This is a genomic window from Bradyrhizobium sp. WSM1743 (assembly GCF_000473065.1).
Classification (GTDB): domain Bacteria; phylum Pseudomonadota; class Alphaproteobacteria; order Rhizobiales; family Xanthobacteraceae; genus Bradyrhizobium.
The window spans coordinates 24,390-39,729 of sequence record NZ_AXAZ01000055.1 but is presented as its reverse complement, the minus strand read 5'-3'; the positions used below and the strand labels follow the sequence as shown (position 1 = coordinate 39,729).

General features: G+C 61.0%; 12 protein-coding genes and 2 pseudogenes. 10 read left to right on the top strand and 4 right to left on the bottom strand.

Going from position 1 to position 15,340, the window contains the following annotated elements; all coding sequences use genetic code 11:
• Position 1 precedes the first annotated feature (1 nt).
• From YU9_RS0127470 to YU9_RS51180, 4 genes are all read right to left on the bottom strand, one after another.
• Positions 2-454: an SgcJ/EcaC family oxidoreductase gene (locus tag YU9_RS0127470; RefSeq protein ID WP_027575680.1), complete on the bottom strand. Its 453-nt coding sequence runs from the start codon at positions 452-454 to the stop codon at positions 2-4.
• 273 nt (positions 455-727) lie between these two features.
• Positions 728-1,114 carry a cupin domain-containing protein gene (locus tag YU9_RS0127460; RefSeq protein ID WP_027575678.1) on the bottom strand — a complete coding sequence of 129 codons (387 nt, stop codon included), beginning with the start codon at positions 1,112-1,114 and terminating at the stop codon, positions 728-730.
• A 358-nt stretch (positions 1,115-1,472) separates the two neighbouring features.
• Complete coding sequence (locus tag YU9_RS0127455; RefSeq protein WP_027575677.1) at positions 1,473-2,615, bottom strand: MBL fold metallo-hydrolase; 1,143 nt, start codon at positions 2,613-2,615, stop codon at positions 1,473-1,475.
• Positions 2,616-2,966: 351 nt separating this feature from the next.
• Entirely contained in the window at positions 2,967-3,377 is a 411-nt protein-coding gene (locus tag YU9_RS51180) for a hypothetical protein (RefSeq protein ID WP_371259204.1), read from the bottom strand.
• A gap of 560 nt (positions 3,378-3,937) precedes the next feature.
• On the opposite strand from YU9_RS51180, the gene YU9_RS0127445 reads away from it, so the two are divergent.
• From YU9_RS0127445 to YU9_RS0127385, 10 genes and pseudogenes are all read left to right on the top strand, one after another.
• Positions 3,938-4,693, top strand: a complete 756-nt coding sequence (locus YU9_RS0127445; RefSeq protein ID WP_027575676.1) for a ThuA domain-containing protein — start codon at positions 3,938-3,940, stop codon at positions 4,691-4,693.
• 907 nt (positions 4,694-5,600) lie between these two features.
• The gene (locus tag YU9_RS42670) at positions 5,601-6,362 is read left to right on the top strand and encodes a Crp/Fnr family transcriptional regulator (RefSeq protein WP_051380542.1); all 762 of its coding nucleotides are present in this window, start codon (positions 5,601-5,603) and stop codon (positions 6,360-6,362) included.
• A 333-nt stretch (positions 6,363-6,695) separates the two neighbouring features.
• A pseudogene (locus YU9_RS42665) lies at positions 6,696-7,207 on the top strand (sugar ABC transporter permease); the annotation flags it as partial.
• Between the two features lie 25 nt (positions 7,208-7,232).
• Positions 7,233-7,961: an SDR family oxidoreductase gene (locus YU9_RS0127425; protein WP_027575673.1), complete on the top strand. Its 729-nt coding sequence runs from the start codon at positions 7,233-7,235 to the stop codon at positions 7,959-7,961.
• 22 nt (positions 7,962-7,983) lie between these two features.
• Positions 7,984-9,588: pseudogene (locus YU9_RS42660) on the top strand (FGGY-family carbohydrate kinase).
• Positions 9,589-9,748: 160 nt separating this feature from the next.
• The gene (locus YU9_RS0127405) at positions 9,749-11,080 is read left to right on the top strand and encodes an extracellular solute-binding protein (RefSeq protein ID WP_063623757.1); all 1,332 of its coding nucleotides are present in this window, start codon (positions 9,749-9,751) and stop codon (positions 11,078-11,080) included.
• Positions 11,077-12,114: an ABC transporter permease subunit gene (locus tag YU9_RS0127400; RefSeq protein ID WP_084299083.1), complete on the top strand. Its 1,038-nt coding sequence runs from the start codon at positions 11,077-11,079 to the stop codon at positions 12,112-12,114. The genes YU9_RS0127405 and YU9_RS0127400 overlap by 4 nt, the downstream gene beginning before the upstream one ends.
• A 4-nt stretch (positions 12,115-12,118) precedes the next feature.
• A complete protein-coding gene (locus YU9_RS0127395; protein WP_027575667.1) occupies positions 12,119-13,039 on the top strand; it encodes an ABC transporter permease subunit in 921 nt (306 codons plus the stop codon).
• Between the two features lie 9 nt (positions 13,040-13,048).
• The gene (locus tag YU9_RS0127390) at positions 13,049-13,810 is read left to right on the top strand and encodes a glycerophosphodiester phosphodiesterase family protein (RefSeq protein WP_027575666.1); all 762 of its coding nucleotides are present in this window, start codon (positions 13,049-13,051) and stop codon (positions 13,808-13,810) included.
• Positions 13,807-15,336 carry an alkaline phosphatase gene (locus tag YU9_RS0127385; RefSeq protein ID WP_027575665.1) on the top strand — a complete coding sequence of 510 codons (1,530 nt, stop codon included), beginning with the start codon at positions 13,807-13,809 and terminating at the stop codon, positions 15,334-15,336. The genes YU9_RS0127390 and YU9_RS0127385 overlap by 4 nt, the downstream gene beginning before the upstream one ends.
• The last annotated feature ends 4 nt before the right edge of the window (positions 15,337-15,340 follow it).

Here is a 15,340-nt window from a genome sequence, read left to right as displayed (position 1 = left end):
TTCACTGCTTGGGCGGTGGGCGCAATGACGAGTGATGATGGGCTATGACCCAATCGTTGCCATCTTTGACGAGAATCATTGTAAAGCGTGCAGGCTCGGGCACGAGTTTGCCCTCACGGTTGCGCATGAAATCGTTGAACCCGACTGCCAGTATGGTCGTGGGATTGATCACCCTCAGATGCTTCTCCACGAACTCGACCTTGTTGCCGGTGCCAACTACCACAGTAAAGTATTGTGTAATTGCCTCACGCCCCAACGTTATGTCTCTACTCCTGGTGCCGTGTAGGATCGCGTCAGTCGCATACAGCTTAGCGACGGCGACATTATCGTTGGCGTCGTAAGCAGCTTTCCAACGGGCAAACAAAGCATTCGCCTCTTCCTCGGGACCTGCCAAAACCTGAGCTGGAGCTATGACCAACAGCGCCAGTAACAAGATTCGTCCGAATGCGAGCATGGCCTCCTCCTGATTTCATCAGAGAATGGTTGGCCAACTGTTTGTGTCCTTCCGCCGCGTCGTAATCAACACCCCACGCCGACGACTTCCGCTCAGGGTCATGAGCGCCGGTTGGCGGCTCCGCCGGTTTCTTCCGGTCTACCTCGATGAGCCGACAACAGGGACGCCGGTCGGACCTGCGCCTTCGGGCCAGCACCGGACGTGGCTGATCACTTTTTCAGCAGATGAGGCCTATATTGACGGTCTCCGCATGTTGTTCGTAGGAATTGCCAGCTACTTCGAGGAGGGCCTGTCGTAAAGCGGTTTGCCCTTGTCGACGATATGTACGGTCAGAATTTTTATGGCCGCGTCACCGACCACTTTGAACGCACCGTGCGGCATATCTCGAACGTTGATCCCGGTCGTTGCCGTTGGGAAGGGCACCTGTTTGCCGTCCGGGCGCTCAATCGTCCCGCCCTCGAGAACATAAAAAGATTCCTCTCCATGGTGGATGTGGAGTGTTGAAGATTCGCCCGGCTTGATTTCTGAAATGCTGGTGATGACTTCCAAGTTGGTGCCGGTCAGATCTGCTCGCTTCAACTCCTTCCGAAACGGCGAGTCCTGAGCGTTGGCCGGCTGAGATAGCAACAATGCAAAAAGCAATCCAAGGATCGGTTTCATCTCAACTCCCCAATCTGAATGATATTCGAAAGTCCAGCCGAAGAATTAAATCGCGCTCGCTTGCCTCGGCAGGTTTATCTTTTCCGCGTCGCGCCAAATCCGCGCCAATAAACGGTGCGGTTTGGTCACGAGCGCTGTTCGGAAGGTCGGTCGGTTGCTTCCGGTCTACCCCAATGAGCCAACAACCGAGGACACCGCTTGGACTTCGCGTTCGCCGGACATTGTTAGCACGATTGGCACCGTCCGCATCGCTCTACTCGTTCGGCGTGGCTAGACAATTTAGAGCCTTCAACATCTGCTACAGCCATCGATTGCCTCCGTTTCGCGGCCGCGCGCGAAATGGCGTGTGTCCGTCTTGCTAGGCCGTGAAGATGAAGCGTGTGCCCGTGTAGGAGCGCAGGAGCTGGTTCGGCATCTCGGCCTTGGCTATCTCGTAGAACGGCTCACCAGTGCAGTGCAGTGGAATGACGTAGTCGACATCCATATTCTTCAGCGCTGCGATCGTGTCGCGCACATAATCCTCCTTATAGGGCGCGAGGTGGAAGCCGCCGATCACTGCATGAACTTTATTGATGCCCGAAGCCGCCTGGGCTTGCTTGATTGCGTTGATTACCCCGCGATGGCTGCAAGAGGTCAATACGATCAACCCGCGGCCTTTTAGATTGAACGCGGTGGCGATCTCATGCCGGAACTGATCCGGGATGACAGCCTTCGTCCGTTCGTCCTCGGGAAGCTTCTCAGCATAGCATCCGATGCCGTGGTCCACGCCGATCTTCATGGCGCTGGGTGAGAGCAGCTTCTCGAAGCTCGTCTGACCGATAGGGCCGGTGGAGAAGCCGTGATCGGCGACCAGTGCCGGTCCTTCTGCATAGGTCACCGCCACATTCGCGTCTTCTAGCGCCTTCCGATCCAAGGCTCCGAAATCGCCGCGTACCGGTGGAGCTGTCCATTCGCGCGAGCAGAATGCCTCCTCGCCCCCGATGTAGATGGGCAGCTTGGCTTTCAGCTTGCCGTTGTTTTGCTTAAGGTAGCCGGCGAGACCACCGAAATGATCGTAATGACCGTGACTCAGGACAAGCGTGTCAAGCACGGTCGGATCTATGCCTATGAGATTGGCATTCTTGACCAGCGCGTCCGGCGTGAAGCCGAAATCCATCAGGACATTTCGTGTTTCGGTGCCGCGCCGCGACTCGACGTGCATCGACAGTCCGAACTCGCTGATAAGCGTTTTGCCGGGTGGCTTGCCACCGCCGATGCCCCAGCCGAAGTGTTCGATCTCGACACCGGAAACCTTCCGGCTCGGCGCGACTGCGAATTGATAGCTATCGACCACCACGCGCACGGCCACGCGATCGACCTCCGGAACCTTGCCGGAGATCGCTTCTGCGCGCAACGGCTTCCCGCTGCCGATCAGCGTCGCCACAATTGCGCCGAGCAGGGCAGCACCGCCACCGCACACCACGTCGCGTCGATGAATAGCGTTGCACTGGCAAATTAACATAAGCAATCCTCCCTCTGCGTGGCCCTTCTGCCGCAAGGCGTCACGCGGAAACGCACTCAGGGCGGAGGCGTTGGGTGCCGAACACGCCAGCGTCTGGCAGCCCGCACACCGAGGATTGGATGCATACTATCCCGCGCGGGGATAATGTGGCGAGTCACATTCGTCCGGTTCGGGGCAAAATGCGAAGAACTCAGGTTGAGCAAATCTGGTCCGCTCTATCGCGATGAGCGGACCTCCGACAGACGCGGCGCAACTTCGCAGATGGGCCACAAGTGGAAGTCAACGTGGGCTGGAGTGAAATAGGCCGCCGACTTGAGGCGGCATTACTCTTTGTCCTCGGTCCAAGTCCGCTCACCGCACCTGCATTCGAACATGCGCACGGTGAAGCCCCGCACCGAGTCCATCATCGTATGGACCAACTTTGGCTGTGCGCCACATTTGCACCGTTGTTTTTCCCCGGGTCTCCCGTCCTGAGAATCTGTCGCTGCTGAAAAAGTTCACGGGAATCACCCTGCCAAAGGTGACACGATAAGTATCAAAGTGGACATTTGTTCCAGGACTATTCCGGGGCCGCAGGCCCGGAGAATTTATCCAGTCATTGATGCGTGAAGCTGTCTCCGCGACCTTGGCTCGCTTGAGCAAGTCGTCTCGGGCTTTCCCGGCAGGCAGTTGAGCGGCCTGCTCTTTCAGGTTAGCGGCTTGTTCGGCCATTCGTTCTTCAAGGGAGCGGGTCTGTTTCACTCTGTGGCGCTGCTGGCTCATAGCGCGCTCCTTGAGCGGTTGACGACCAATCCTAAACGCAGAGCGGGTATATTCCGTTCCTAGTGTGGAACAAATCACTTCATCGGCAAAGGTCCGTCCTCCAATGAGTCATCAGGGCCAACGGCTAGTTTAGCTTTCGCAGCAGCTTCTTTATGAGGGAACGTAGCTCGGCAATTTCGTCCCGGAGCATCTGCTGCATGGCAGCCTGCCGAAAGGGCTTCGACGAGGTCGTCCGCTTCTTGCTTTCGGATTTCTTTCCCGGGCGTTTCATGCATGAACGGTAGGCCAGACCCGAACGATATTCCACTCCTCAAGCGCACGATGCTCTCAGTCCGCTCCGGGTCAATCTCAGAAGAACTCAGCGCGAGCATATGCTTTCCGCTTTACCCCAAAAGGGCGGACACTCATCATCGCGGTCGGCATGTCTCAGAAGGGCCATTAAGCGACATTGCCAAGTCGAGGCTATCAATTGAACCGCGGGGGTAGGGCGGCGCCGCAGGGCGCGCGGCGCGCTGATATGTGTTAAGCTTTTCTGGCCGGTTAAGCATCGGGAGAGGATTGTGACGCGACGCGAGTTCATCGCACTCGTCAGCAGCGCGGCGGCAATCCGACCGCTCGGCGCGCGTGCAGAGCGCCCGCCAGAACGTGTCCTCTATTTCACATACTCGGCCGGCTATCGGCACGACGTCATACCACTTTCCGAAGCAATCCTGACGCAGCTTGGAAGGAATTCCGGTGCCTTTGAAGTCATCGCAACGGAAGACTTGTCTGAATTTTCGACCGGAAGCCTCGAGCGGTACGCCGCTGTGATGTTCTATACAAGCGGTGAAATTCCGATGAGCGGCGCCCAAAAGATAGCACTTCTCAACTTTGTGCGCTCGGGCCGTGGCTTTCTCGGCGTTCACTCGGCCACGGACACATTCTACACTTGGCCAGACTATCTCGATCTGATCGGCGGCTACTTCAATGGTCATCCCTGGCATCAGGGTGTGACCATCGAGGTGGCTGATGTTGCAGACCCACTGGTGGCGTTTCTGGGGAATTCGTTGCAGTTGAACGATGAAATCTACCAGATCAGCGACTTCGACTATCGCGGGTCACGCGTGCTCCTGCGCCTCGACCAAAGTTCGGTGGACCTCAATAAGGCCGGTGTGCATCAACGCTTCTATGGTTGGCCGCTCGCCTGGACACGATTTTACGGCGAGGGGCGAGTATTCTATTCGGCGCTTGGCCACGAGGCGTCGGTCTGGCAGGACCCGCGCTGCCAGAAAATCCTCACTAACGCTATCCTCTGGTCTACGAGAAGGTCGGCCTAGTACAACCGGATTGCTATGCCGCTTGTGCCTTTCCTACAGGCAAATATTGTGGCGGCTATCGACAATGCCGCTCGCCTTGATCGAGACTGGCTGTCGCCCGGCATGTCGGGTTATCGGAAGTATCCGACGCTGCAAAGAACTGAAAGGCAAGAACATAGGCCACTGCACGCTCAATGCTGGTTATCACTTCGGGTTTGGGTCAAAATCCAGAGTCAGACGAGCCAGCGCGGGTGCAGCGGGAACATCTTGAGCGCGCGCTGTCGCACCAGCGTTACCTACGCACCTTCCGCATCAACATCAGATCAGGCCAACGTAAGTGACGGCATGATCCTCGTTGTATGCGGTGAGCGTTGGATCGGCAGGCGTGAGATGCAGCGACTTGCGGATTGAGTTGCGATTCTTTCGCGCTTCCTCTCGGATTTTCGGCTAAGCGCGTCAGAAAGGGCAGCTATTCCCAATGACGCGCGGAACTGCATGCTGCAAGCGCCGGTCGATCCTCACATTAAACATAAGTAGGAGACCGATATCGGTGCTACGCGACGTTGTGAAGAGAGCACCTTTTGCCGCATCAGTGCTTGCGCGCGGCAACAGCATCGATGCTGCTATTTGCACTTACTCTCTTCCTTTACTCGCGCGCGGCGCCCGCGCTCACATTTTCGTACAATGAGGACCTAACGTTGAGCCGACGCACAGTTGGAATGCCCAAGGCCGATGAATTGAAAGAGATGACGAGGTTACTAGCGAGCTTATGGGAAGCCGCGCAACGGCTCCCTGAGGGATCAGAGCGGCAGGACGCGTTCAGACAGATTGGTAGCTTTCATAGGCGGGTGGCGGCATTAATTACACCGCCGTTTCACGACGCTCCAGATGGAGAGAGCCGCGCATACCTCACCGCGGGTTCGTCGCAGTGACGTCTCCCGGCGGAATTGGTAATCGCCTTCTGGCAGCGCTACCGCAAGTTGACCTGGATCTGCTCGCGCCCGAGCTGGAGACGGTCGCGCTCCATCAGGACGCGGTGATCTCGCGAGAGGGTGACCAAGTCGACTATGTCTTGTTCCCTCATAGCGGTGCCATCTCGCTGATGATCGACATGGCAGACGGTCACACGGTAGCTACGTCGGTAGTCGGGCGCGAGGGAGCATTAGGTACTCTTTCCGTGTTTGGACCGTTAGCTTCGGCCCTTACCGCCATCGTCCGTGCGGCGGGCACTGCGTCACGAATCCCGGCGCCGCGATTTCACGCCGCATTTAACCGGAGCCCCGCGATCCGGCACATGATCAAGTGTCACGTCAGGGCGATGCAGGTACAGCTTCAGCGCAGCGGAGCCTGCAATGCGCTGCATCAGGTGCAAGCCCGGATGGCTCGCTGGCTGCTCCACATTCATGACCGCATTGACGACGACGTCCTCCCGCTGACCCAAGAGGCGCTGTCGCAAATACTCGGTGTGCGACGAACGACAGTGACGCTCCTGATGCGCAACCTGCGAGCGCGCGGAGCGATCAGGTCTGAGCAACGAGGCAGGATCGAGATCGACCGGTCGCGGCTCGCCGCGGCAGCGTGCGAATGCCACGGCACGATGCGCCTCGAAGTTGAGGAGATCTTTTCGATCAATATGCCCGATCTCGCGCGGTGGCGCGTCTCAGGAGTTGAATCGGGCGATGCCATATGAGGGCGTTTCGGCCCGACCGGCCACTAACCCGGTTGCTGAGGTAAGAGAGAGTTTAGCGGTCAGCCGATGTTGGCTGCGGGTCAAAACTATCCCTCTTGACCGCCAAAGCTACCTCAATAGCTACGGCAATCCTTTGCCCTCCACTGAAGCGTGGCTCTTTGGCTTACCGGTGGCCGCCGTGGCTGCGGGCCTGTTTGAGCTCATCATGCGTGAACGGGCCGGGATCCCAAGACCCGACTACTTCCACATGATGCCGCCAAGTCCGCCACCTCGAAACTGATGGCCAAAAGTTCAGTCCGGAAGAGGTGAGCCATGGGTCCCGACGAGATTGTGCTCGAATTCGTCGTCTATTATCTCAATCTCGGGCGCGGCGTTTCCGTGGATGTTTGGCCTGTTCGTCGGTCTGTGCGTGGTCATGAATTACGCGTTGACGCGGACCAAATGGGGCCGCTCGATGTCCGCGGTCGGCGGCAATCGTGAGGCGGCCCGCACGGCCGGCATCAACGTTCGCCGGGTCTATCTAACCGCGTTCGTGCTGTGCTCCACCCTGGCAGCCGCCGGCGGCATTCTTGCCGCCGCGCGGCTGGCAGCAGGCCGGGACCGGGGACGTGAACCTCAACGCGATCGCCGCTGCGGTCATCGGTGGCACGAGCCTGTTCGGCGGCCGCGGCAGCGCCTATTCCGCACTGCTCGGCGTCATCGTCATCCAGTCCATCGCGAGTGGCCTCACGCTGCTCGATCTCTCCTCGTCGCTACGGTACATGATCACGGGCGCGGTCCTTGCCATTGCGGTCATCGTCGATTCGCTGGCACGGTGCTCACGCCTCTCCCATGGCCGAGCTTGAAGAACTCAAAAGAAAAGGACAAGCCTTGGCCCAGGAACTCGCAGGAAAAGTTGCCGCGATCACCGGCGCCGCATCGGGCATCGGTCTCGAATACGCCAGAACATTGATCGGCGCGGGCGCGCGGGTGGTACTGATCGATCGGGCGGCGGAGGCGCTGAGCAAAGCCAGCGTCGTACTGGGCGACCAGGCGATTCCATTACGCATCGACCTGACCGATCCCGTGAGTATGCAAGGCATGATGCCGCAGGTGCTGGAGAAGGCGGGCCAGCTGGACATCTTCCATGCCAACGCAGGCGCTTATGTTGGCGGCGAAGTGCTTGGCGGCGATCCTGACGCCTGGGACCGCATGCTCAATTTGAACATCAATGCGCTGTTCCGGTCGGTGCATGCGGTGCTGCCGCACATGGTCGAGCGCAAGAGCGGCGACATCATCGTCACCAGTTCGATCGCAGGTCTGGTGCCCGTGGTCTGGGAGCCGATCTACACGGCGTCCAAGCACGCAGTGCAGGCTTTCGTGCATACGCTGCGCCGCCAGGTCGCCAAACATGGTTTGCGCGTCGGCGCCGTTGCGCCCGGTCCAGTCGTGACCGCGCTGATCAAGGACTGGCCCAAGGCGAAGATCGAGGAGGAGATGGCGGCCGGCGGCTTGATGCAGCCGGTGGAAGTCGCGCAGGCGGTGCTTTTCATGCTGACCCGTCCGAGAAACGTCACCATCCGCGATCTGGTCATTCTGCCGCAGAGCAACGATCTGTAGCATTCTCCGATCGGCGATCCAGATGACCAAGGAATCCGATAACCGCCATTTTCTCGGCATCGATGTCGGCACCGGCAGCGCGCGGGCCGGCGTGTTCGATCGCTTCGGCCTGCTCCTTGCGAGTGACAGCGCCACTGTCGAACTTTGGCGGGAGGCCGGTGACGTCGTCGAGCACTCAAGCGAGGACATCTGGCGTGCCGTGTGCCGCAGCGTGCGTGGCGCGGTGGCGCAGTCCGGTGTCGCGCCGGACAGCATCGCCGGCATCGGCTTCGATGCGACCTGCTCGCTGGTGGTGCTGGGCGAGGGAGGCGCGCCGCTGCCCGTCGGGCCGTCCGGCGATCCTGCCCGCGACGTCATCGTATGGATGGATCACCGCGCCGCCGATCAGGCGCGCCGGATCAACCAAACGAGCGAGTCTGTTCTCGATTATATCGGCGGGACGCACCCGAGATGGAGACGCCGAAACTGTTGTGGCTTGCCGAAAACATGCCAGACACGTTCTCCCGTGCGTGGCAGTTCATGGACTTGGTGCGACGGGGAGCTTGTCCCGCTCCATTTATTTGTACCGTGACGTGCAAGTGGAGCTATCTGAGTCACGAAAGCCGCTGGGACGATCAATTCTTCCGCAAGATCGGCCTCGGTGTGCTGGCGGACGAGCAGTTTCGCAGGATCGGCACCGAGATCGTGCCCGGCGGAACAAGACTGGCGGCGGGCCTGACGGCGGAGGCCGCGGCCGATCTCGGCCTCACCGCGGTACGGCGGTCGCCGCCGGCCTCATCGATGCAAATGCCGGCGGCGTCGACACGGTGGGCGCGCGCGGTACTGCGGGCACGGTGCTGACGCGCATGGCCTATGTGTTCGGAACGTCCGCCTGTACCATGACGACCACGCCGGATCCGTCCTTCGTTCCCGGCGTTTGGGGACCTTATTTCTCCGCGATGGTGCCCGGGCTTTGGCTCAATGAAGGCGGCAGTCGGCCGCCGGCGCTGCCATCGAGCATCTGTTGCAGATAAATCCGCATTCCGCGCAAGCGACACAGGCTGCACGCCAGAAGCAGCAGACGCTTGCCGATTGGCTTGCCTCGGAAACCGAATCTCGCGGCGGTGCCGAGATGATTCCGCAATTGGTCGGCGAGGTTCATGTCGTCCCCGAATTCCTCGGCAATCGCGACCCATTCGCGGATCCTGATGCGCGTGCGCTGATTGCCGGGCTCGATATGCGCTCGGATCTGGAGAGTCTGCTGGCGCTTTATCTCGCCGGACTGTGCGGCCTCGGCTGCGGTGCCAGGCAGATCGTTCGCGCCCAGCAGGACAAGGGCATTGCGGTTGATACGATCGTGGTCAGCGGTGGTGCCGCAGGGAGCCGCCTCGTGCGGCAAGTCGTCGCCGATATGACGGGCTTGACGGTCGCTGCGTCGGCCTCCCCGGAGGCCGTCCTGCTCGGCTCCGCGATGCTTGGATCAGTTGCATCGGGCGACCATGCCGATCCCGGCGAGGCGATGCAGGCGATGTCGGTTTTGGGAGACATCCATCAACCCCAGGCCGCTCTGGCGGGCTAGGCCGATCGGCGCTTTGGAGCCTTCGAGGCCCTGCAGAAGGTCGGCCGGGCAATTCGAAGCGCTTCGTAGCCTTGCCAACGAGATCCGGCGTCCCAGGGCAGGCGGCGCAAGTCGGCTTTGCCTGTCAGAGAGCGCGCTCGACCCTCTTTCATCATCGCGACACATATGTCATGATAGAAATACAAATGTATAGACCGGGCCCTTTTTGCCCGGCGAGGGAGGGCTGCCCATGGGTAGGAAAGTCGCATTCATTGCGGCCTTGTTCGGCGCGTTGGCATTGGTTGGTCCGGCGCAGGCGCGGGTCGAGGTTCAGTGGTGGCACGCCATGAGTGGCGTCCTCGGCGACCGACTCAATGAGCTGGTCGAGAAATTTAACAAGTCGCAGGACAAGTACACGGTCGTCGCCGTCGCCAAGGGGAACTATGATGAGGTGACGAACGGAGTGATCGCCGCCTATCGCGCCAAGCGGCCGCCGGAAATGGTGCAGATCGCCGAGCGCGGTTACATGACGATGCTGCTTTCAGGGGCCATTGTCCCCGTGCAGGATCTGGTGGAGCAGAAAGGTTACAAGATCGACTTCTCGGACTTCATCAAACCCGTGGCAAGCTTCTGGAGCTACAAGGGCCAGATGTCGGCGATGCCCTTCAACTCGTCGACGCCGATCTTCTGGTACAACAAGGATCACTTCCAGAAGGCCGGCTTCGACAAGCCGGCCGAGACCTGGCAGGAGTTGGAGAAGCAGCTCTACGCCATCAAGTCCAGGGGGATCAGCGAGTGCGGCACGGTACTGCCCGGCGATTTCTACTGGAGCCTGCTCGAGAACTACAGCGCCATCAACAACCAGCCTTACGGTACGCTCGCGAACGGTTTCGACGGGCTTGGCACCGAATTCGTCTACAACAAGACGAAGGTGGTGTCGCAAGTCGCGCGGCTCAAGAAATGGCTCGATGACGGCGTGATGCAGATCGCGGGCCAGGGCTTCAGTCCCGAACAATTGTTCACGTCGGGCCGGTGTTCGACCTTCGTCAATTCGACCGCGTCGCACGGCAACATCGAGCGCAATGCGACCATCAACTGGAGCGCCACCTTCCTGCCGCACGAGAGTGACATTAATCCGCCGCTCAACAGCACCATCGGGGGTGGGGCCATCTGGGTCATGAAGGGCCACACGCCGGAGCGATACGAGGCCGTCGCGGCCTTCCTGGATTTCGTCGCGCAGCCGGAAACCCAGGTCTGGTGGCACGGCGCGACCGGCTACGTTCCCGCCACCAACCGCGCCTATGCGCTTGCGCGGGAACGGGGCTATTACAAGGATCATCCGACCAGGGAGATCGCGGTGCTGCAGCTCTCGCGCGGCACGCCGAACGAGAACTCGCGCGGCTTCCGCTTCGGCAATTTCGTGCAGACGATGCTGGCCCAGCGCCAGGAGGTCGAGGCGATGTTCGCCGGTCAGAAGCCGCCGCAGCAGGCCATGGACGACGCAGTCAAGCGGGGTAACGAGATCCTGCGGCAGTTCGAAAAGCTGAATGCCGGGAAGACTCCGGAAGCCGAGCGTCCATGACGTTGCGCCTGTCCGTCCCGTGGCGCGAGGCACGCGCACCCGTGCTTCAGCGAAGGCACGGGGGCGGTGGGTCCAAGGCCGTGCCGGCGGCAGCCACCGGCACCTCGCGTCGGTCGGGCAGAGCGCGGCCGCGTGAGGAGGCCGGACTGAAGCGGGCCAATTTCGGCGAAGGTCCCGGCCTGCCGACGCTGCTGTTGCTGCCGCAATTGCTGATCCTGCTGTTCTTCTTCTTCATTCCGTCGCTGCGGGCGCTGATGCAATCCGTTCTGCTCAGCGATCCCTTCGGAACCAACGTTCAATTCGTGTGGTTCGACAATTTCAGGACGCTGCTGGCGAGCAGCGACTATCGCCAGTCGATCGCGGTGACGTTCTGGTTCACGGTGGCGCAGAACGTGCTCACATTGGGCAGCGCGCTCGTGCTGGCCTTTGCCTCCGACAGGATCGTGCGTGGCCGTTCGGCCTATCGCACCATCATCCTGCTGCCCTATGCCATTGCGCCCGCGATCGCCGGCATCCTGTGGGCCTTCCTGTTCAATCCGGCGGTCGGCCCGCTCGCGCAGGTGCTGCACGGGCTCGGTATTGCGTGGGACCCCAACCTCAATCCGACCGATGCGCTGATCCTGGTGACGCTGGCCGCGTCATGGAAGCACATCTGCTACGACTATATCTTTCTGGTGGTGGGGTTGCTTGCGGTGCCGGTGTCGCTGATGGAGGCTGCCGCCGTGGATGGCGCGGGACCGATCCGCCGCTTCGTCTCGATCGCGCTGCCGATGCTCGGGCCCACCATCTTCTTCCTCACGGTGATGAACTTCATCTATGGCTTCTTCGAAACCTTCGCCATCATCGATGCCGTGACCAAAGGCGGCCCGGCCGGTGCGACCAACATTCTGGTCTACAAGGTCTTCGTCGATGGCTTCGTCAATCTCGATCTCGGCTCTTCGGCGGCGCAGTCGGTTCTTTTGATGAGCTTTGCGCTGATCTGCACGCTGCTGCAATTCCGCTACTTCGACCGCAAGGTCAATTACGGGGTCTAGCTGCATGGTGGAGCGCTCACCGATCCTCAACATGGTCTGCCACGCGCTCCTGATCGCGGGCGCACTGACGGTCTGCATACCGCTGTACTTCGCGTTCGTGGCCGGCTCGCTCACGGTGGCCGAGGTGCAGAAGGTGCCGTTGCCATGGCTGCCGGGAGGCCAGTTCTTCGACAATCTGCAACTGGCCTGGAGCAAGGGCAATTTCAGCCGCACCTTCGCCAATTCGATTATCGTGGCGCTCGGCATTGCGGCCGGCAAGATCGCGGTATCGCTGCTCTCGGCCTTCGCCATCACCTATTTTCGGTTCCGTTACAGGATGCTCGCATTCTGGCTCATTTTCATGTCGCTGATGCTGCCGATCGAGGTCCGGATCGTGCCGACCTTCGAAGCCGTGGCAAATGCGGCGCTGCCCCTGCAATGGCTCCTGGACACGCTGCATGTGGCCGATCTCTGGCGCTGGATCAGCGGGCACGAGGTTGCGATCGCGCTGGAATGGAACATGGTCAATACCTATCCCGGGTTGATCCTCCCGCTGATCGCCTCGGCCACCGCCACCTTCCTTTTCCGGCAGTTCTTCCTGACGATTCCGGAGGAGCTGTGCGAGGCGGCCCGGCTGGACGGCGCCTCGCCGCTGCACTTCTTCTGGAGCATCCTGCTGCCGCTGTCCGTTCCGAACATGGTGGCGCTCGCCATCATCCTGTTCCTGTTCGGCTGGAATCAGTATCTTTGGCCGTTGCTGTTCACGACCGACAAGGACATGGCGACGGCGGTCATTGCGCTGAAGGGCCTGATCCCCCGCTCCGACAGCGAGCCGGCCTGGAACATCGCCATGAGTGGTGCGCTGCTCACGATGCTGCCGCCGGTGTTGGTCGTCCTGCTGTTCCAGCGCTGGTTCATCAAGGGTCTTGTCGACAGCAGCAAATAGGGACTGATCATGGTTTTCATCGCCGGGCATCGCGGCGGACGCAATCTTTGGCCGGAGAACAGCCTGACGGGCTTTCGCAATCTGTGCAAGGAGGGCGTCGATGCGGTCGAGTTCGACGTCCATCAGAGCACGGATGGCGGTGTCGTCGTGATCCACGATCCGCTGCTCGACCGCACCACCTTCGAGAGCGGGCCGGTCGGCGAGCGCAGCCTGCGACAACTGACGGCAACGCGTCTTCGCGAGGCCGGCGACGAGTGCATTCCAACCCTGGACGAGGTGCTCGATATATTCAGCGAAACCACGCTCGAGCTCCACATCGAGATCAAGACGGATGCGCTTGGAAATGCCTATTCAGGCCTCGAGGCACGGCTGATCGATCAGATCAAGCGCCGGGGCCTGGAACGGCGTACCGTTATCACCTGTTTCGTGCCCGGCGTGATCGAGACCGTGCGCCGGCTGTGGTCGGAGGTGCGGGTGCTCGTTTCACTCGACCGTCGTTCGGCAGAGATGATGGGCGGAATTGAGCCTGCGCTGACGCAATTGGCTGGCATTCCCCGCTGCATCGTCGCGGTCGAAAAATCGCTCCTGGGGCTCGCGTTGCCGCTCGCCCTCAGGCTGCTCGGATCCGAGCGTCTCGGTGCATGGGTCACCAACGAGCCGGAGGAGATCGCTTACTGGCTTGCCCAACCGGTGCGGCAGATCACGACCGATCGGCCGGATCTCGCCGTCAGCATTCGCCGCCAGCTCGAAGCGATGCCGGCGCGCCCATGATTCCCCGCCGTCGCTTTCTCGTGGGATCTCTTGCGAGCGCTGCGCTCGCCGCGCCCGCCGGGTTCGTGCGAGGAGCGCCGCTCTCATTCAGCGCAGATCCTTTCACGCTCGGCGTTGGCTCCGGATGTCCGCGCGAGGATCGCATCATCCTGTGGACCCGCCTTGCGCCGGAGCCGCTCGACGGCGGTGGTATGAAGGATGCCCCCGTCGAGGTTGAATGGCAGGTTGCGGAGAATGAGGTCTTTTCGCGCATCGCCTCCCACGGCGTCGTGCGGACGACCGCCGAGCTTGCGCATTCCGTGCATGCCGAGGCGACGGGGTTGCTGCCGGACCGCGTCTATTGGTACCGCTTCCGCGCCGGTCCGGCGCTCAGCCCGGTTGGACGCACGCGAACCGCGCCGGCCGGGTCGGCGCGGCCCTTCCGTTTTGCTTTCGCATCCTGCCAGCAATACGAGCAGGGCTATTTTGCCGCCTACCGCGACATGGCCGCGCGCGATCTCGACCTCGTCGTGCATCTCGGCGATTACATCTACGAGAAATCCTGGGGATCGCGCCATGTCCGCCAGCACGGGGTCGGAATTCCAACGACGCTCGAGGAATTTCGCAACCGCTATGCGCTCTACAAGAGCGATCCCGATCTGCAAGCGGCGCACGCTGTCTTTCCCTGGCTTTCGATCTGGGACGATCACGAGGTGATGGACGACTATGCCAATGATCGTTCCTACACCGTGCGCGATCCCGGTCAGTTCCTGAAGATCCGCGCCGCGGCCTATCAGGCCTATTACGAGCACATGCCGCTACCACCCTCGGCGCGGCCGCGCGGCGCGGATGCCACGATCTACGAGCACTATCGCTTCGGCGAGATGCTCGACGTGCTGCTGCTCGAGGACCGGCAATATCGCTCGGCATCGGCGTGTGTCAGAACTGGGCGGCCGACCTGGGTGACCGACTGTGCGGGCCGCACCGACGAGGCGCGGACGATGCTGGGCCAGCAACAGGAGCAATGGTTGAATGTGCGTCTGCGCGACTGTCGCGGCCGCTGGACCATCATCGCACAGCAGACATTGATGGCGCAAAACAAGCGGGAAGGGGATGACGGCGCGCATTTCTGGATGGATGGCTGGGACGGCTATCCCAACGCCCGCCGCCGGCTCCTCGATTCGCTCGTAGCGCATCGCCGGCGCAATCAGATCGTGATCGGCGGCGACCCTCACGCCTTCTTTACCGCCGATCTGAAACATGATTTCGCCCGCCCGGATGGCCCGACCATTGCGACTGAGTTCGTCGGCACGTCGATCACCTCGGACGGGCCAAGCGAGGGCAGCGTACGCAAGGCGCTGGCGGAGAATCCGCATCTGCTCTATGCGCGTGGCGACAAGCGTGGCTATGTGACGGTCGAGCTGGACACCCGGCATTGCAATGTGGGATTCGAAGCGCTCGACGACGTCAAGGACGCCGCAAGCGCCGTGCGCCGGCTGACGAGCTTCGTGGTCGAGGATGGCGTGCCGGGCGCGAAGGCCGCATGACGAG

What these genes read in the sequence shown, in the direction of transcription:
- YU9_RS0127470 (WP_027575680.1), bottom strand. Translation starts at nt 454, where the DNA reads ATGCTCGCATTCGGACGAATCTTGTTACTGGCGCTGTTGGTCATAGCT.
- YU9_RS0127460 (WP_027575678.1), bottom strand. Translation starts at nt 1,114, where the DNA reads ATGAAACCGATCCTTGGATTGCTTTTTGCATTGTTGCTATCTCAGCCG.
- YU9_RS0127455 (WP_027575677.1), bottom strand. Translation starts at nt 2,615, where the DNA reads ATGTTAATTTGCCAGTGCAACGCTATTCATCGACGCGACGTGGTGTGC.
- YU9_RS51180 (WP_371259204.1), bottom strand. Translation starts at nt 3,377, where the DNA reads ATGAGCCAGCAGCGCCACAGAGTGAAACAGACCCGCTCCCTTGAAGAA.
- YU9_RS0127405 (WP_063623757.1), top strand. Translation starts at nt 9,749, where the DNA reads ATGGGTAGGAAAGTCGCATTCATTGCGGCCTTGTTCGGCGCGTTGGCA.
- YU9_RS0127400 (WP_084299083.1), top strand. Translation starts at nt 11,077, where the DNA reads ATGACGTTGCGCCTGTCCGTCCCGTGGCGCGAGGCACGCGCACCCGTG.
- YU9_RS0127395 (WP_027575667.1), top strand. Translation starts at nt 12,119, where the DNA reads ATGGTGGAGCGCTCACCGATCCTCAACATGGTCTGCCACGCGCTCCTG.
- YU9_RS0127390 (WP_027575666.1), top strand. Translation starts at nt 13,049, where the DNA reads ATGGTTTTCATCGCCGGGCATCGCGGCGGACGCAATCTTTGGCCGGAG.
- YU9_RS0127385 (WP_027575665.1), top strand. Translation starts at nt 13,807, where the DNA reads ATGATTCCCCGCCGTCGCTTTCTCGTGGGATCTCTTGCGAGCGCTGCG.